This is a genomic window from Burkholderia sp. 4NA327C6 (assembly GCF_005502655.1).
Taxonomy (GTDB): Bacteria; Pseudomonadota; Gammaproteobacteria; order Burkholderiales; family Burkholderiaceae; genus Burkholderia; species Burkholderia contaminans.
Window position 1 is genome coordinate 156,113 of record NZ_SCNZ01000010.1, and the last position, 15,549, is coordinate 171,661.

The following is a 15,549-nucleotide window of genomic DNA, read 5'->3' on the forward strand; positions in this document are numbered from 1 at the left end:
GAGTTGCATTCTGCAACATCATCAATCGGCGGCGGCGCCAGGCTTAGAATGCCGCTGAACCATCGAAGCGGAGAACTGTTCATGACCGGATGGAATCACGCGCGGCAAGCGCGCGATGCACGCCTCGCGGCCGGCGCGGCTTACGCGCAGGGCAAGCGGGTCGATGCGCGCGACACCGTCGCGTTGCTCGAAGCGGTGCTGCGGCCCGGCGATCGCGTGTGCCTCGAAGGCGACAACCAGAAGCAGGCCGACCTGCTCGCCACCGCGCTCGCCGACGTCGACAGCGCGAAGATCCACGACCTGCACATGGTGCAGTCGGGCGTCGTGCTGCCCGAGCATCTCGACGTGTTCGAGCGCGGCATCGCGAAGCGTCTCGACTTCGCGTATTCGGGCCCGCAGTCGCAGCGCATCGCGAAGCTGCTGTTCGGCGGCAAGATCGCGCTCGGCGCGGTGCACACCTATCTCGAGCTGTTCGCACGCTACTTCATCGACCTCACGCCGCAGGTCGCGCTGATCGCCGCGGTCAGCGCCGATCGCGACGGCAACCTGTACACCGGCCCGAACACCGAAGACACGCCGACCGTCGTCGAGGCCACCGCGTTCAAGGACGGCATCGTGATCGCGCAGGTCGACCGGATCGTCGACAAGGTGCCGCGCGTCGACATCCCGGGCGACCGCGTGCATTTCGTCGTCGAGGCCGGCCGGCCGTTCTACGTCGAGCCGCTGTTCACGCGCGATCCGGCCGCGATCACCGAAACGCAGATCCTCACCGCGATGCTCGCGATCAAGGGCATCTACGAGCCGTACGGCATCAAGCGCCTGAACCACGGGATCGGCTTCAACACGGCCGCGATCGAGCTGCTGCTGCCGACCTACGGCGAGAAGCTCGGGCTGAAGGGCAAGGTCTGCTCGCACTGGGCGCTCAATCCGCACCCGACGCTGATTCCCGCGATCGAGTCGGGCTGGGTCGAGCAGATCCATTGCTTCGGCTCGGAAGTCGGGATGGACGACTACATCCGCGCGCGTTCCGACATCTGGTTCACGGGCCCCGACGGGTCGCTGCGCTCGAACCGCGCGTTCTGCCAGACGGCCGGCCTCTATGCGTGCGACATGTTCATCGGCTCGACGCTGCAGATCGACCTGTCCGGCCATTCGTCGACGGTCACGGCCGAGCGCATCGCCGGTTTCGGCGGCGCGCCGAACATGGGCAGCGACGCGCGCGGCCGGCGCCATCCGAGCGAGCCGTGGCTGAAGGCCGGCGCGGAAGCCGACCCCGACACGCCGGCGGCGCTCCGGCGCGGCCGCAAGCTCGTCGTGCAGATCGGCGAGACGTTCGGCGACAAGAACGTGCCGATGTTCGTCGAGAAGCTCGACGCGCTGAAGCTCGCCGACAAGCTGCAGCTCGACCTCGCGCCGATCATGGTCTACGGCGACGACGTCACGCACATCGTTACCGAGGAAGGGATCGCGAACCTGCTGATGTGCCGCGACAAGGACGAACGCGAGCATGCGATCCGCGGCGTCGCCGGCTATACGGAGATCGGCCGCGGCCGCGACCGGAAGATGATCGAACGGTTGCGCGAGCGCGGCGTGATCCGTCGTCCGGAGGATCTCGGCATCGATCCGCTCGACGCCGATCGCCGCTGGCTCGCCGCGCGTTCGATCAAGGATCTCGTGCACTGGTCGGGCGGCCTGTATGCGCCGCCGGCCCGGTTCCGCAACTGGTAAGGACAACGGCATGGAACAGTTGAACTATCGCTTCACCGCGCGCGAGCGCGCGAAGGGCGAGCAGGCCGCGGCGCTCGTCGGCGTGGTGGCATCCGGCAATCTCGAAGTGCTCGTCGAGCGCGTGCTGCCGGGCAACGAATGCGAGATCGACATCCGCACGGCGGCGGTCGGGTTCGGCGCGGTGTGGCAGGCCGTCGTCGCGGATTTCGTCGAGCGGCGCACGCCGGGCGGCCTGAAGCTGTCGATCAACGACGGCGGCGCGCGGCCCGACATGGTGTCGCTGCGGCTCGCGCAGGCGGTGCGGGCGATCGAGGGAGGGGCAGCATGAACGACGTGAAGCACGATCACGACGCCCCCGCGTTCGTCGCGAATGCCGCGAGCTGGTACGAAGCATCTGCACGGCAGCGCATCGACGGGCTGCTGGACGCGGGCAGTTTCAGCGAATTCCTCGGCCCGGCCGAGCGCGTGACGAGCCCGCACCTGCCGCTGTTCGACCTGCCGCAGCAGTTCGACGACGGGATGGTGGTCGGCCACGGCCGGCTCGAGGGCCAGCCGGTGTTCGTCGCCGCGCAGGAAGGCCGTTTCATGGGCGGCGCGTTCGGCGAAGTGCACGGCGCGAAGCTCACCGGGCTGCTGCGCGCTGCGCGCGAAACCGGCAAGCCGGTGCTGATCCTGTTCGATACGGGGGGCGTGCGGCTGCAGGAAGCGAATGCGGGCGAACTCGCGATCGCCGAGATCATGCGCGCGCTCGTCGAAGCGCGCACGGCCGGCGTGCCGGTGATCGGGCTGATCGGCGGGCGCGCGGGCTGCTACGGCGGCGGCGGGTTGCTCGCCGCCTGCTGCTCGGCGCTCGCGGTGTCGGAGCAGGGCCGTATCAGCGTGTCGGGCCCCGAAGTGATCGAGACCAATCGCGGCGTCGAGGAATTCGATGCGAAGGACCGCGCGCTGATCTGGCGCACGATGGGCGGCAAGCACCGGCGGCTGATCGGCGGCGCGGATCGCTACGTGGCCGACACGCCCGATGCATTCCGTGCGGCGGCGCTCGAGCTGATCGGCCGTGCGCCGAAGTTCGATGCGGCGATGCTGCGCGCGGAGCAGGCCCGCCTCGAAGCGCGCGTCGAACGGTTCGGCGCGTGCAAGGACGCGCTCGACGTGTGGCGCTCGCTCGGTGCCAGCGCACCGGAAGCGATCCCGGGGATGCCCGACGATGCGTTCGTCACGCTCGCCGACCAATTGCAGGAGAGCTCGCATGACGCTCGATGAAGTGCTGAATTCGCTGTTCCCGCAAGGCCATTCGATCGCCCGTCACGGCGGCCTGCTGACCGGCCACGCGGAACTGGCCGGCACGCGTGTCGACGTGATCGGCGTCGCCGACCGGTTGCCGTTCGGCATCGACGAGGCGCTGACGCTCGCGGCGCGCGTGCTCGACACGATCGAGCGCGGCGGCGACACGCCGATCCTCGTGCTGGTCGACAGCGACAGCCAGCGGATGAGCAAGCGCGATGAACTGCTCGGCCTGAACGAAGGGCTGTCGCACCTCGCGAAATGCCTGATGCACGCGGATCTCGCCGGGCACCGGACGATCGGCGTGCTGTACGGCCACACGGCCGCGGGCGCGTTCATCGCGACCGCGCTCGCGACCCGCACGCTGCTCGCGGTGCCGGGCGCGGAGCCGGAGGTGATGGACCTGCCGTCGATGTCGCGCGTGACCAAGTTGCCGATCGACGTACTGAAGGAGATGTCGCGCTCGACGCCGGTGTTCGCGCCGGGGCTCGACAATCTCGTGAAGATGGGCGCCGTCGACGCCGTGCTCGATCCGGCCCGTGCGCTCGACGCGCAGGTCGGCGAATGGCTCGGCAAGCCGGCCGACCGCGTCGACCGGCGTGCGTCACGCGGCCGGCCGGTTGCCGCCGATGTCGCCCGGCGCGTCGAGGCACTCGCGCGTGCCGCACGCTGAGCTGCCGCTGCGCCGCCACACGCTCGTCACGCTGACGGCGGCGGGGTGGGGCGCGGCATTCGCGCGCGACGCCGCGCTCGCGGCCGATCCGCTCGTGCGCGCGTGGGCCGAACGCGGCTGGCCGCTGATCGTGCGCCGCGCGTCGCCCGACGAGGCCGATGCCGGCCGCGTGCCGCTCGGCCTGCCGCTGCCGCCTTCCGCGGGCAAGCGGCGCATCGCGCTGAACGCGGCCGCTGACGCGCTCGCGACGGTCGGCCCGCTACCGGCGTTGTCCGACGTGCTCGTCGCCGCGCCCGACGCATGGCGCACGGCGTTGCGGGAACTCGATGCGCTCGGCGCGCGTTACGGCGTGCAGGGTCGCGTGTTCGGCAGCCTCGCATGGCAGGCGCTGACGGGCGAGCCCTACCTGGGGGCATCGTCCGATCTCGACATCGTGTTCCCGCTCCCGCATCCCGCATCGCTCGTGCCGCTGCTCGACGGCCTCGCGGCGATCGACGCGCGCGCGTCGATGCGCATCGATGGCGAACTGCTGCGCGACGACGGCGCGGGCGTCAACTGGCGCGAACTGCACGCACGGCGGCCTGAAGTCGCTGTCAAGACCGCGATCACCGTCGAACTGATGCCGGCCGACGCGTTCATCGGAGGTGCGCGATGAGCGCATGGGCTGCCTGCCGCGTACCGGCGCCGTCCGACGCCGAGCGCATCGCCGAACTGGCCGAGCGCAGCCTCGTGCTCGAAATCGAAACCTATCCGAAGCCGGGGCTCGTCAGTCACGTCGACACCGGCAGTCATACCGACATGGATGCCGCGACGTTCGCCCGCAGCGCTGCCGTGCTGCGGCCGTACTTCGCCGAGTTGGCCGATGCGGGCGCACGCGATGCGGACATGGCCGTGCTGCGCAAGATCGGCCTGCGCGCCGAGCACGCGATGCTCGCCGCGACCGGCGGCGTCAATACGCATCGCGGCGCAATCTTCGGGCTCGGGCTGCTGTGTGCGGCTGCCGGTCGGCGCGCGATGCCGGGAGCCATGCCGACGGGGATGACGCTCGGTGCGTTCGTCTCTCGCCGCTGGGGTGCCGATATCCTCGGCGGCCCACGCTTGCCCGACAGCCACGGCGAACGCGCGAGCCGCCGCTACGGCGTCGGCGGTGCGCGTCGCGAGGCGGCCGACGGGTTCGCGACCGTCTATGCGGTCGGGCTGCCCGCGCTGCGCCGCGCGCAGCGCGACCTGCCTGGCGACCGGGAAGCCGCGCGCGTCGATGCGTGCTTCGCGCTGATCGCCGCGCTCGACGATACGAATCTGCTGCACCGGGGCGGGCAGGTCGGCCTCGACTTCGCGCGGGCGACCGCACGCGCGTTCGTGGCACGTGGCGGCGTGCGTGCGCGCGACTGGCGGCTGCGCGCGGCCGCCGCGCATCGTGCGTTCGTGGCGCGGCGGCTCAGCCCGGGCGGCGCGGCCGACCTGCTCGCGATGAGCGTCTTCATCGATGCGCTCGACGTTGACGAGGGCGTGCGATGACGCTGGCCATCCTCTGTTCGGGGCAGGGTGCGCAGCGCGCCGACATGTTCGACCTGACCGGCACCGCGCCGCAGGCCGACGCACTGTTCGCGCACGCCGGCCGGCTCCTCGGCGACGATCCGCGCGCGTGGGTCCGGCAGGCCGGGCCGGATGCGCTGCGCGAGAACCGTGCCGCGCAGATTCTCTGCACGGTCCAGGCGCTCGCCGCCGCCGCGCTGCTCGACGCGCTGTGGCCGCGCCGGCGCTGCGTCGCAGGCTACAGCGTCGGCGAAGTCGCGTCGTGGAGCGTCGCCGGGATGATCGAGCCCCACGCCGCGCTCGACCTGGCCGATGCACGTGCGCGCGCGATGGATGCCGCGAGCGGCGGCGACGAGCGGATGGTGTTCGTCCGCGGCCTGACGCGCGCCCGACTCGCGCGGTTGTGCGAAGGCCGCGACGCGGCGGTCGCGATCGCGAACCCCGGCGACGCGTTCGTGGTCGCGGGGCGGCAGGCCGATGTCGACGCGGTGGCCGACGACGCGTCGCGCGCCGGCGCGCTGCGTGTCGCGCCCGTCTGCGTGCGGATTGCGTCGCACACGCGCCGGCTCGCCGCGGCCGTGCCGGTGTTTCGCGCGTCGCTCGCCGTGGCCGACGTGCGGCGGCCGTTGCCCGGCACGCGCCTCTTTTCGGGGATCGACGGCGCATCGGTACTGGACGTCGACGCCGGCCTCGACAAGCTTGCGCGGCAGATCGCGGAGCCGGTCGAGTGGGCGGCCTGTCTTGCCGCCTGCGTGGAGGCCGGTGCGACCGCGTTCCTCGAGCTCGGTCCCGGCCGCGCGCTGGCCGAGATGGCGGGCGGCGCCTATCCGGCGCTGCCGGCGCGCAGTCTCGCGGATTTCCGTTCCGTCGACGGCATCGAGAGCTGGCTCGCGCGCGTCGCCGCGGGCTGATTGACCCCGTGAAAAACGCGCTGTAACCCGTTCGCCGGGCCCCGGTTTCGCGCTGTGTGTTGCGCCGGCGCAGCAGCATCGCAGCCGGTGCTTGCCACGCGAATTGGCGTCGCTACAATGGCGCCCGCCATGAGACCAGCCGCCTTCCTTCTCGCTGCGCTTTGTTGCGCGGCGAGCGCCCACGCCAGCCAGATTCCGTCCGATGCCGCATCGGTCGGCACATACTTTTCGTATGACAATGCGGCGGCCGACGCGACCGTCGACCTGATCGGGCAGGCACAGCGCCGAGTGCTGCTGGCCGGCTACACGCACGTGCCGCCGGCGGTCGCGAGCGCGCTGCGCGCGGCCCGCGCGCGCGGGGTCGAGGTGCGTGTCGTGCTCTTGCGTTCGCCGCGCGCGGGCAGATACAGCGGCGCGGGCTATCTGAAATCTTCCGGTATCGACGTGGCGATCGATTCGCGGCACGGCGATCCTGCGCCGCGCTTCGTGATCGTCGACGACAGCGTCGCGCTGACCACGCTGTCCGAAGGGGCGGCCGCACATGCGGAAACGGTGAACGTGTTCCAGCGTGCGCCCGAGCTCGCGCAATCCTATGCACAGTCGTTCTGGCGGCTGTACCGGCAGGCCGCCGGCCTCTGACCCTTTCCCTCGGCGCCACGCGCGCCGGTATGACCCTGCTTGCATCGGCGCGGCCGATGAACCATGCTCGTTGACAGGCGCCGGCGCGGGTTTCGCGCATCCGGCGCAACGGCAGGGAGCCGATCGTGTTCGAGTGTTTTGCCGATCGCGCCGATGCCGGCCGCCAGCTGGCCGGTGCATTGCGCGAATACGCGGGGCGGGACGATGTCGTCGTGCTCGCATTGCCGCGCGGCGGTGTGCCCGTCGCCTATCCGGTCGCTTGCGCGCTGCATGCCCCGCTCGACGTGCTGGTCGTGCGCAAGCTCGGCGTGCCGTACGATCCCGAGCTCGCGATGGGCGCGATCGCGACGGGCGGGGCGATTCATCTGCAGCGTTCGGTGCTGCGTTCGATGAAGGTGTCCGACGCACAGCTCGCCGACGTGATCGCGCGCGAGACGGCCGAACTGCATCGGCGTGAAGCGCTGTATCGCGGTGCCGCGCCGCCGCTGCCGGTCGAAGGGCGCATTGCGATCGTCGTCGACGACGGCGTCGCGACCGGCGCGTCGATGCGTGTCGCGCTGCAGGCGTTGCGCGAGCATCACCCGGCGCGGATCATCGCGGCTGCACCGGTCGCGCCGGCGGGGGCGCGGCATGTGTTCGACGATCTGGCCGACGCGTTCGTCACGGTGACGCTGCCGCAGCCGTTCTTCGGGATCAGCCAGTTCTACGCGCGCTTCGAGCAGACGAGTGACGACGAGGTGCGCGCGTTGCTCGATGCGGCGCGGCGCTGATTCGGCATCACGTCCGCCGGATGCGGCGCGGGCGAGGGCGGCGGGCCTCGGCCCATGCGAACACGCGCTGCAGCATCGGATGGACATCCCCGTGCCAGCGCGCCCCTGTAAACAGCCCGTAGTGATCGCAATCGTCGATGTCGATGCGAAAGCGCTCGTCGTCGGCGAGGCCGCTGCACAGGTCGAGCGCCGCGTGCGTCTGGCCGGCGCCCGTGACCTTGTCGCATGCGCCTTCGACGGTCAGCAAGACGATGCCGCGCAAAGCCGCCGGCTCGACGCGCTGGCCGCCCACGTCCCACGTGCCGAGCGCAAGGCTCATGTGCTGGAACACGATGTCGACCGTATCGAGGAAATACTCGGCCGGCATGTCGAGCAGCGCCGTGTATTCGAGCAGCGCGCGCCGCGCACAGGCGAGTCCGGCCATGTCGAAGCGCGACGCGGCCAGCGCGTACCCTTCGATCAGCGACAGGAAGCGCTGCGGGTAGACGAGCGCGATCTCGCCCTGCTGAAGATAGGTGGGAAACACGTGGCGGCCGTGCCCCGCGAAGCCGGGGGGTACGACGTCGATCAGGTGGCGGCGGCACCAGCCGAGCGAATGGGCGGCAGCGGCGGTGCCGAGCGCACTCGGATTCCGGCGCGCGTCGAGCGGGCCGCCGATCAGCGTGAGGCTCGCGGGCGACGGGAGACCGCGCGCCGCCCTGAGCGCGAGCGCGCCGAGCACCGGCACGGTCGCCTGGCACACGGCGACGACATGCAGCGGCCGGTCGTCGTGCGCGAGCCCGTCGACGAAGCCGTCAAGCGTCGCGACGTACTCGTCGAGCCCGAAACGGCCCGCCGCGAGCGGCACGTCGCGTGCATTGCGCCAGTCGGTCACGCACACATCGCCGTCCGCGAGCAGCGTCTCGACGGTTTCCCGCATCATCACGGCCGCGTGCCCGGCAAGCGGCGCGCACAGCAGCACCGTGCGCGGCGCATCCGCGCGCGTGAAGCGCCGCAGGTCGCAGAACGGCGTGCGCGCGACGACGCGCTCGCCGAGCGCCGGCCATCCGATGTCGAAATGCGGGGGCCCGTCCGGCGGCCCGAGCAGCGGCTCGAACAGATCGTCGTAGCACGACGACGCTGCGTGCGGCAGCGTGGCCGCGGGCCATGCGTCGAACGCGTGCCGCGTCGCCGCGCGCCAGGCGCGCATCCATTCCCGCTGCTGCTCGACGAGGGCGTACCACATGGCGAACCTTGGGGCGGAAGGGGGGGAACTTGCATTATGGTCACTGTGGCCGGACATCGTGAGTCCCGCGCGAGGCCGGTTGATGTGCATCAGGTGCATCAGGCGCACGGGCGCGAAGGCCGACCGAGCACGTTCCGTCATTGCGGCAAACGCATTTGCGGGGCCGGCACCCGCCCGTTGCCGGTGGGAACGGGCCCTAGGCGACGCCGAGCGGCGCTGCTACAGTCGTCGCTCCCATTCCCCTCAAGCGGAGCGTTCGCGATGAAGCTGATCGGCATGCTGGATTCCCCGTTCGTGCGTCGGGTCGCCATTTCGGCGAAGCTGCTCGACCTTCCGTTCGAACACGAGTCGCTCTCGGTGTTCCGTCATTTCGAGCAGTTCAGGGTGACCAACCCGGTCGTCAAGGCGCCGACGCTCGTGACCGGCGACGGCGCGACGCTGCTCGATTCGTCACTGATCGTCGACTATCTCGATCACCTGGTTGCGCCCGAGCGGCGCTTGCTGCCCGATACCGCCGATGCACGGCTGCGCGCGCTCGTGCCGGTCGGTTTCGCGCTGGCGGCCGCCGAGAAGACCGTGCAGGTAATCTACGAGCAGGCGCTGCGTCCGGCCGACAAGCAGCATGCGCCGTGGCTGGAGCGCGTGCTGAGCCAGATCGAGGGCGCGTACGGCGCACTGGAGCCGCTCGTCGCGGGCGCGAACGGCTGGTTCGGCGGCGCGCGCCTGCTGCAGTCCGACGTGACGGTCGCGGTCGCATGGCGCTTCACGCAGTTCATGGCGGCCGACTACCCGGTGCTCGCGCGGATCGATCCGGCCCGTTATCCGGCACTGGCCGCGCATTCGGCGCGGGCGGAAACGCTGCCGGCGTTCGTCGAAACACCGCTCGTCTAGGGCCCGTTATTAGCGTGAACAGGCCCCAGGGCGTCGCGGCGACGTGCGGCGGGGCCCCGTGCCGCTGCCCGTCGCCCGCTCGGCCTTGTCGGGCAAGCCGCTGTCGATTGTTCTCGGCGGCTGACAAGTGACTTCGCATTCGCGCGGTTTATCGGGACGCGGCCGATCCCTAGAATCCACTCCATCGAATGACGCCTTGCCTGATGGAGCCGCAGATGAAAGCCCTGATCGAATCGAGCCTGTACCACCCGTCCCTCGTGTTGCCGCTGGCAGCGCTGACGCAGTTGATGGTCGAGCGCGATTTCAATCTCGGTCAGGTCGGGCTGATCGTCGCGGCGCGCGGTGCGCAGGCCGCCGTGTCGCGCTCGCGGGCGCTGATTTTCTGCCGTCAATGCGAAGCGCAGGCATGAGCGCGCAGGCGTCGAATGGATGAAAAAAAGCCCGGCCGGCGCAAGCCGGTCGGGCGGATCGGGTTCGATCAGGCCCCGGCTTCGGCCGGGGCTTTTTCATGGGTGACGCTCAGGCGCGTGCCGGCGACGCGACACTGTAGATATCCGATTCGTCGCCCTCGCGCATCTGGCGCACGAGCTGATGGGCTTCGCGGCGCGACGCGACGGCCGGCGGCGAGCCCTTGAGCGGCTGGCGCGCGGTTTCGGCGAGCGCGATGACCGACACGATGCCGATCACGGCTGCGCCCATCATGTAGTACGCGGGCATCATCAGGTTGTGCGTGACGTCGACCAGCCAGGCGGTCACGAGCGGCGTCGTGCCGCCGAACAGCGACACCGACACGTTGAAGCCGATCGCCAGCGCGCCGTAGCGGATCTCGGTCGGGAACAGCGCCGGCAGCGCCGACGGCATCACGCCGGTAAAGCACGACAGCAGCACGCCGAGGATCAGCAGGCCGCTGAACACCGACACGGTGGTGCCCGCATGGATCAGCATCATCGACGGGATCGACAGCACGAGCAGGCCGACGCAGCCGGCGAGCATCACGGGCTTGCGGCCGACCTTGTCGGACAGGCGGCCGGCGGCGAGCGTCAGCGGCATCATCAGCACCATCACGATCAGCACGAGCACAAGGCTATGCGATTCGTCGAAGTGCAGCGTCGACGACATGAAGCTCGGCAGGTACGACAGCACCATGTAGTCGGTCACGTTGAAGATCAGCACGAGCCCGACGCACAGCAGCAGGGCACGCCAGTTGCGCATCAGCGTTTCGCGGAAGCGCGCCTTCGGCACGGCCTTGTCCTGCGCTTCACGCTCTTCGGCCTGGCGCTTGAACGCGGGCGTTTCCTCGAGCTTCATCCGGATGTAGAGACCGATCAGGCCGAGCGGGCCGGCGATCAGGAACGGCACGCGCCAGCCCCACGACAGCAGCGCTTCCTGCGACAGCGATGCGGTGAGCAGCGCGACGACGCCCGCGCCCATCACGTAACCGATCAGCGTGCCGAACTCGAGGAAGCTGCCCATGAAGCCGCGCCGCTTGTCGGTCGAGAATTCGGCGATGAAGGTGGCGGCGCCCCCGTATTCGCCGCCGGTCGAGAAGCCCTGCACGAGGCGGGCGACGAGCAGCAGCACGGGCGCCATGATGCCGATCGACGCGTAGCTGGGGATCAGGCCGATCGCGAAGGTGCCGACGGCCATCATGATCATCGTGGCGGCGAGCACGCGCTGGCGGCCGATGCGGTCGCCGAGCGGGCCGAACACCATGCCGCCGAGCGGGCGCACGAGGAAGGCAGCGGCGAACGTGCCGAAGGTCGCGAGCAGCTGCGCGGACGGGCTGCTGGACGGGAAGAACACCTTGCCGAGCGTGACGGCGATGTAGCTGTACACGCCGAAGTCGAACCATTCCATCGCATTGCCGATGGCCATGGCGCTGACGGCGCGCTTGAGGAGGCTCTGGTCGACGACGGTGATGTCGTCCGCGACGAGCGGGGCTTCGCCGGACGACGAAGCGGTGGAAGAAGCAGCGGTCGGGCTGACGTGTGTTGCGGTCAAGGTCATGCACTCCTTTGACTGCGCCGAACGGGCGAGCCGTCCGACACGGTTTGCCGGCGAGCGCGGTGTCGGGTGCGACGCGTCGGGGCAGACCTTTAAGCACTTACTGCATGACAGGCGGTAATGGGCCGTAAGGGGCTGCTTCGACGCGGGCCCGATGGGCCGTCGCGACAGTGCGCTCATGAAGAATGGGCCGCGTGATGCAGGCGGCAGATGCCGGTGCGGACGGTGTCCAGCGTTCCGGCAAGCGCCCCGGAGGGGCAGCGAAACGAGAAAAGCGGGCCTGTCGGGCGGGCTTTCCTGTGTGTGCAATTTCGGTCGAAGCGCCGACCCGCAACGCGCGGACGGACTTCTCTCGAAATCGAATAGACAGAGATTGAATGTTGAAACAGGCGACATGATAGCACGATGACGGATGATCGTGCAAATTGCCGGGAAACGCCCGGCTGGCGGGGCATCCGGCGGGGGGCGGCTCGGGTATGATCGGCGGCGCACGGCGGGGCCGTGCGGCCCCGGGTGACGGTGGCCGAATTCACGAGGAACCGGATGACCGAACTGATGAGGATCGCGGCGCTGTTCGCCGCCACCGCGCTGGCCGAAATCGTCGGCTGCTATCTGCCGTGGCTCGTGCTGAAGGAGGGGCGGCCGGCGTGGTTGCTGGTGCCGGCCGCGCTGTCGCTCGCGTTGTTCGCGTGGCTGCTGACGCTCCACCCGAGCGCGGCGGGGCGCACCTATGCGGCGTACGGCGGCGTGTATATCGCGGTGGCGCTGGCCTGGCTGCGGGTGGTCGACGGTGTCGCGCTGACCCGCTGGGACGTGGCCGGGGCGGTGCTCGCGCTCGGCGGAATGGCGGTCATCGCGCTGCAGCCGCGCGCGTGAGCGCGGCGGCGGCGCGTGCCGCCGGCCGCCTGCTTCAAGCCGCTTCGGCGGCGGCTGCGTCGGCGGACGTGCGCCACACGCAGGTGCCCTTGACCGACTTGTCGAGCTCGTCGAGCTGAGCCTGGTGGGCGGCGAGTTCGTCGTCGCTCGCGGCCACCACGGGCAGGTCGAGCGCGGCGAGCGACACGCGCTGGCCGTTGCCCGCACCGCCGTCGGCGCCCACGTCGTCGAGCATGTCGATCACGAGGCTGTCCTGGCCGCGCGTCATCGCGAGATACACCTCGGCGAGCAGCTCCGAGTCGAGCAGTGCGCCGTGGAGCGTACGGTGCGCGTTGCTGATGCCGAAGCGGTCGCACAGCGCGTCGAGCGAGTTGCGCTTGCCCGGGAACATCTGCTTGGCCTGCACCAGCGTGTCGATCACGCCGCCGCAGTGCTCGGTGAACGGCGGCAGGCCGAGCCGCGCGAATTCCGCGTCGAGGAAGCCAAGGTCGAACGGCGCGTTGTGGATGATCAGCTCGGCGTCCTTCACGAAGTCGAGGATCTGGTGGGCGACTTCCGCGAATTTCGGCTTGTCGCTGAGGAATTCGGTCGTGAGCCCGTGCACCGCCAGTGCGCCCGGATCGCTGTCGCGCTCGGGGTTCACGTAGAAGTGCAGGTTGTTGCCGGTGAGCCGCCGGTTCAGCAGCTCGACGCAGCCGATTTCGATGAGGCGGTCGCCCGTGCGGGCGTTCAGGCCGGTGGTTTCGGTATCGAGAATGATCTGGCGCATGTCGGGAAATACGTAGGAAACAGGGGAGCGGCCCGCGTTCAGGCCGTGAGCGATTCGACGCCGCGATTCGCGAGTGCGTCCGCGCGCTCGTTTTCGGGATGGCCCGCGTGACCCTTGACCCAGCGCCACTCGACCTCATGCTGCGCGACGAGCGCGTCGAGCCGCTTCCACAGGTCGGCGTTCTTCACGGGCGTCTTCGCCGCGGTGACCCAGCCTTTCTTCTTCCAGCCGTGGATCCACTCGCTGATGCCTTTCTGCACGTATTGCGAGTCGGTATGCACGATCACCTGGCACGGCCGCTTCAGCGCTTCAAGCGCGGCGATCACGCCCATCAGCTCCATGCGGTTGTTGGTCGTGTTGGGCTCGCCGCCGAACAGCTCCTTCTCCTTGTCGCCGTAGCGCATCAGTGCGCCCCAGCCGCCGGGGCCGGGGTTGCCCTTGCAGGCGCCGTCGGTATAGATGTCGATCGTATCGGTAGTCATGAATGTTCTTGATGAGTGGTCGGGGAGGCCGCCGGCGTCAGGCCCGGTGCGAGCACGGGCTTCTTCATCCGGATCTGGCCGACGAGGCGCATGCCGCGCACGCGCTTGACGGCCGTCACCATGTAGACGGCGCCGAAGATCGGCCACCAGCGGTCGCCGGCGGCTTCCATGAAGCCATAGCGGGCCAGCCACTTGTCGGTGACGAGCGGCGGCCGGTAGCAGCCGAAGCGGCCGCGTTCGAGGTCGAAGCCGAGCAGCTTGATCCAGTCCTTGAGGCGGATGAATGCGATCTGGTCGCGCGTGGCCGGCACGAACGGATGGTTCGCCATGCGCCCGAACGATTGCCGCATGCCCCACAGGCTGAGCGAATTGAAGCCCGTGATCACCAACTGGCCTTCCGGCATCAGCACGCGCTCGGCCTCGCGCAGCAGGCGGTGCGGGTCGGACGTGAATTCGAGCGTGTGCGGCATCACGATCAGGTCGACGCTCTGCGACTCGAACGGCAGGTCGAGCAGGTCGCACCAGGTCGTGCTGCGGCCGTCGGGCGCGTGCTCGGGCGCATGCGCTTCGCGCGCCCACGGATACTGGTAAGGCGCGCTCGCGCCGCTCGCCGGATCGAGCACGAGGCCGCGATACGGCATGCGGTTCTCGCGCAGCGCGTCGAGCTGGGGCAGGCCGAGCTGCAGCGCGTGGAACCCGAAGACGTCGGACACGATCCGGTCGAGCTGCGCCTGTTCCCAGCCCAGCACGTAGCGGCCGGGCGGTGAGTCGGTCCAGGCGGGCCAGTCTATAATTTGACGGTCAGACATAACGATGATTGCGCGCCCATGAACGAGCTGGAATACGTGCCGGTTCCGGCATTCGATGACAACTATATCTGGCTCGTCTCGGACGGCCGCGATGCGATCGCCGTCGATCCGGGTGAAGCCGCGCCGGTACGCCGGGTTCTAGCCGAACGAGGCTGGCGGTTGACCGCTATTTTACTCACGCACCATCACGCCGACCACGTCGGCGGTGTCGCGGCACTGCGCGATAGCCAACCGGACGATGCTCCGCTCGCTGTTTACGGCCCCGCGGCCGAGGCGATCGGCGTGGTTACGCAGCCGCTTTCGGGCGGCGCGCGCGTGACGCTCGAGGCGCCCGCCGCCACGTTCGACGTGCTCGACGTGCCCGGCCATACGCGCGGCCACATCGCCTATTTCCAGGCGGCCGGGCCGGGCAACGCGGCGCCGCACGTGTTCTGCGGCGATACGCTGTTCTCGTGCGGTTGCGGGCGCCTGTTCGAGGGCACGCCCGCGCAGATGCTCGCGTCGCTCGACGCGCTCGCGGCGTTGCCGGGCGACACCCACGTGCATTGCGCACACGAATACACGCTGTCGAACATCCGCTTCGCGCTCGCGTGCGAACCCGGCAATGCGGCGCTCGCCACGTGGCGCGACGACGCGCAGGCGCTGCGCGCGCGCGGCGTGCCGACACTGCCCACTACGATCGCGCATGAGCGTGCCGTTAACCCGTTCATGCGTGCGGACAGCGATGCGATCCGCGCGACGCTCGAGGCCGAACTGCACGAAACGGTGCCGGATCGCCTGACGGCGTTCACGCTGATGCGCGAATGGAAAAACCGGTTCCGATGACGATTTCCGGAGGACTCCAAAGCTCAAGCGGTGTCTGTAAAAATTGCTCCAAATGTAGGATTTCGCTGAGTTTTCGGTGTTTTTATTGACGTGAAGCACGCACTTCCGTAGTATCGCCTGCAATTTC

The 15,549-nt window shown here is 69.6% G+C and carries 18 protein-coding genes; 13 read left to right on the plus strand and 5 right to left on the minus strand.

Annotated elements, in window-relative coordinates:
• Window positions 1-81 precede the first annotated feature (81 nt).
• The 9 genes from mdcA (at window position 82) to FFS49_RS13260 (ending at window position 7,541) form a co-directional block, all read left to right on the plus strand.
• Entirely contained in the window at window positions 82-1,728 is a 1,647-nt protein-coding gene (gene mdcA / locus FFS49_RS13220) for a malonate decarboxylase subunit alpha (RefSeq protein ID WP_105815765.1), read from the plus strand.
• Window positions 1,729-1,738: 10 nt separating this feature from the next.
• The gene (gene mdcC / locus FFS49_RS13225; RefSeq protein WP_105815734.1) at window positions 1,739-2,056 is read left to right on the plus strand and encodes a malonate decarboxylase acyl carrier protein; all 318 of its coding nucleotides are present in this window, start codon (window positions 1,739-1,741) and stop codon (window positions 2,054-2,056) included.
• The gene (locus tag FFS49_RS13230; protein ID WP_105815735.1) at window positions 2,053-2,991 is read left to right on the plus strand and encodes a biotin-independent malonate decarboxylase subunit beta; all 939 of its coding nucleotides are present in this window, start codon (window positions 2,053-2,055) and stop codon (window positions 2,989-2,991) included. The genes mdcC and FFS49_RS13230 overlap by 4 nt, the downstream gene beginning before the upstream one ends.
• On the plus strand, window positions 2,978-3,685 hold the full coding sequence (mdcE, locus tag FFS49_RS13235; RefSeq protein ID WP_105815736.1) for a biotin-independent malonate decarboxylase subunit gamma: 708 nt from the start codon (window positions 2,978-2,980) through the stop codon (window positions 3,683-3,685). Before FFS49_RS13230 ends, mdcE begins: the two co-directional genes overlap by 14 nt.
• Window positions 3,672-4,340 carry a malonate decarboxylase holo-[acyl-carrier-protein] synthase gene (gene mdcG / locus FFS49_RS13240; protein ID WP_137909901.1) on the plus strand — a complete coding sequence of 223 codons (669 nt, stop codon included), beginning with the start codon at window positions 3,672-3,674 and terminating at the stop codon, window positions 4,338-4,340. Before mdcE ends, mdcG begins: the two co-directional genes overlap by 14 nt.
• Window positions 4,337-5,203, plus strand: coding sequence for a triphosphoribosyl-dephospho-CoA synthase MdcB (mdcB, locus tag FFS49_RS13245; RefSeq protein ID WP_105815737.1), 867 nt, complete (start codon window positions 4,337-4,339; stop codon window positions 5,201-5,203). The genes mdcG and mdcB overlap by 4 nt, the downstream gene beginning before the upstream one ends.
• Window positions 5,200-6,132, plus strand: a complete 933-nt coding sequence (locus FFS49_RS13250; RefSeq protein WP_105815738.1) for an acyltransferase domain-containing protein — start codon at window positions 5,200-5,202, stop codon at window positions 6,130-6,132. Before mdcB ends, FFS49_RS13250 begins: the two co-directional genes overlap by 4 nt.
• Window positions 6,133-6,249: 117 nt before the next feature.
• Window positions 6,250-6,771 (plus strand): phospholipase D-like domain-containing protein, encoded by a 522-nt coding sequence (locus FFS49_RS13255; RefSeq protein WP_046545355.1) that lies wholly within the window; start codon window positions 6,250-6,252, stop codon window positions 6,769-6,771.
• 125 nt (window positions 6,772-6,896) lie between these two features.
• The gene (locus tag FFS49_RS13260; RefSeq protein ID WP_105815739.1) at window positions 6,897-7,541 is read left to right on the plus strand and encodes a phosphoribosyltransferase family protein; all 645 of its coding nucleotides are present in this window, start codon (window positions 6,897-6,899) and stop codon (window positions 7,539-7,541) included.
• 7 nt (window positions 7,542-7,548) lie between these two features.
• Here the strand turns inward: FFS49_RS13260 and FFS49_RS13265 are convergent, their stop codons facing one another.
• The gene (locus tag FFS49_RS13265; protein ID WP_105815740.1) at window positions 7,549-8,766 is read right to left on the minus strand and encodes a polyhydroxyalkanoate depolymerase; all 1,218 of its coding nucleotides are present in this window, start codon (window positions 8,764-8,766) and stop codon (window positions 7,549-7,551) included.
• A gap of 261 nt (window positions 8,767-9,027) precedes the next feature.
• Between FFS49_RS13265 and FFS49_RS13270 the strand changes: the two genes are divergently transcribed.
• Both FFS49_RS13270 and FFS49_RS13275 read left to right on the plus strand, forming a co-directional pair.
• Complete coding sequence (locus FFS49_RS13270; protein WP_039352474.1) at window positions 9,028-9,657, plus strand: glutathione S-transferase; 630 nt, start codon at window positions 9,028-9,030, stop codon at window positions 9,655-9,657.
• A 215-nt stretch (window positions 9,658-9,872) separates the two neighbouring features.
• The gene (locus FFS49_RS13275) at window positions 9,873-10,067 is read left to right on the plus strand and encodes a hypothetical protein (RefSeq protein WP_039352510.1); all 195 of its coding nucleotides are present in this window, start codon (window positions 9,873-9,875) and stop codon (window positions 10,065-10,067) included.
• A 109-nt stretch (window positions 10,068-10,176) separates the two neighbouring features.
• On the opposite strand, the gene proP is transcribed toward FFS49_RS13275, so the two are convergent.
• Complete coding sequence (proP, locus tag FFS49_RS13280; RefSeq protein WP_105815741.1) at window positions 10,177-11,664, minus strand: glycine betaine/L-proline transporter ProP; 1,488 nt, start codon at window positions 11,662-11,664, stop codon at window positions 10,177-10,179.
• A gap of 540 nt (window positions 11,665-12,204) precedes the next feature.
• Between proP and FFS49_RS13290 the strand changes: the two genes are divergently transcribed.
• The gene (locus tag FFS49_RS13290; RefSeq protein WP_039347710.1) at window positions 12,205-12,537 is read left to right on the plus strand and encodes a YnfA family protein; all 333 of its coding nucleotides are present in this window, start codon (window positions 12,205-12,207) and stop codon (window positions 12,535-12,537) included.
• Between the two features lie 34 nt (window positions 12,538-12,571).
• Here the strand turns inward: FFS49_RS13290 and dnaQ are convergent, their stop codons facing one another.
• From dnaQ to FFS49_RS13305, 3 genes are read right to left on the minus strand one after another with little or no spacing between them, the layout of a single operon-like run.
• Window positions 12,572-13,306 carry a DNA polymerase III subunit epsilon gene (gene dnaQ / locus FFS49_RS13295; RefSeq protein WP_105815742.1) on the minus strand — a complete coding sequence of 245 codons (735 nt, stop codon included), beginning with the start codon at window positions 13,304-13,306 and terminating at the stop codon, window positions 12,572-12,574.
• A 38-nt stretch (window positions 13,307-13,344) separates the two neighbouring features.
• Window positions 13,345-13,788, minus strand: a complete 444-nt coding sequence (gene rnhA, locus FFS49_RS13300; RefSeq protein ID WP_039347704.1) for a ribonuclease HI — start codon at window positions 13,786-13,788, stop codon at window positions 13,345-13,347.
• A complete protein-coding gene (locus FFS49_RS13305; RefSeq protein WP_039347700.1) occupies window positions 13,785-14,597 on the minus strand; it encodes a class I SAM-dependent methyltransferase in 813 nt (270 codons plus the stop codon). Before FFS49_RS13305 ends, rnhA begins: the two co-directional genes overlap by 4 nt.
• Before the next feature lie 18 nt (window positions 14,598-14,615).
• Between FFS49_RS13305 and gloB the strand changes: the two genes are divergently transcribed.
• On the plus strand, window positions 14,616-15,422 hold the full coding sequence (gene gloB, locus FFS49_RS13310; RefSeq protein ID WP_039347697.1) for a hydroxyacylglutathione hydrolase: 807 nt from the start codon (window positions 14,616-14,618) through the stop codon (window positions 15,420-15,422).
• Window positions 15,423-15,549: the final 127 nt, after the last annotated feature.

Excerpts from the sequence above, each read along its gene's own strand:
- mdcA (WP_105815765.1), top strand. The coding sequence starts at position 82 with ATGACCGGATGGAATCACGCGCGGCAAGCGCGCGATGCACGCCTCGCG.
- mdcC (WP_105815734.1), top strand. The coding sequence starts at position 1,739 with ATGGAACAGTTGAACTATCGCTTCACCGCGCGCGAGCGCGCGAAGGGC.
- FFS49_RS13230 (WP_105815735.1), top strand. The coding sequence starts at position 2,053 with ATGAACGACGTGAAGCACGATCACGACGCCCCCGCGTTCGTCGCGAAT.
- mdcE (WP_105815736.1), top strand. The coding sequence starts at position 2,978 with ATGACGCTCGATGAAGTGCTGAATTCGCTGTTCCCGCAAGGCCATTCG.
- mdcB (WP_105815737.1), top strand. The coding sequence starts at position 4,337 with ATGAGCGCATGGGCTGCCTGCCGCGTACCGGCGCCGTCCGACGCCGAG.
- FFS49_RS13250 (WP_105815738.1), top strand. The coding sequence starts at position 5,200 with ATGACGCTGGCCATCCTCTGTTCGGGGCAGGGTGCGCAGCGCGCCGAC.
- FFS49_RS13255 (WP_046545355.1), top strand. The coding sequence starts at position 6,250 with ATGGCGCCCGCCATGAGACCAGCCGCCTTCCTTCTCGCTGCGCTTTGT.
- FFS49_RS13265 (WP_105815740.1), bottom strand. The coding sequence starts at position 8,766 with ATGTGGTACGCCCTCGTCGAGCAGCAGCGGGAATGGATGCGCGCCTGG.
- FFS49_RS13270 (WP_039352474.1), top strand. The coding sequence starts at position 9,028 with ATGAAGCTGATCGGCATGCTGGATTCCCCGTTCGTGCGTCGGGTCGCC.
- FFS49_RS13275 (WP_039352510.1), top strand. The coding sequence starts at position 9,873 with ATGAAAGCCCTGATCGAATCGAGCCTGTACCACCCGTCCCTCGTGTTG.
- proP (WP_105815741.1), bottom strand. The coding sequence starts at position 11,664 with ATGACCTTGACCGCAACACACGTCAGCCCGACCGCTGCTTCTTCCACC.
- FFS49_RS13290 (WP_039347710.1), top strand. The coding sequence starts at position 12,205 with ATGACCGAACTGATGAGGATCGCGGCGCTGTTCGCCGCCACCGCGCTG.
- dnaQ (WP_105815742.1), bottom strand. The coding sequence starts at position 13,306 with ATGCGCCAGATCATTCTCGATACCGAAACCACCGGCCTGAACGCCCGC.
- rnhA (WP_039347704.1), bottom strand. The coding sequence starts at position 13,788 with ATGACTACCGATACGATCGACATCTATACCGACGGCGCCTGCAAGGGC.
- FFS49_RS13305 (WP_039347700.1), bottom strand. The coding sequence starts at position 14,597 with ATGTCTGACCGTCAAATTATAGACTGGCCCGCCTGGACCGACTCACCG.
- gloB (WP_039347697.1), top strand. The coding sequence starts at position 14,616 with ATGAACGAGCTGGAATACGTGCCGGTTCCGGCATTCGATGACAACTAT.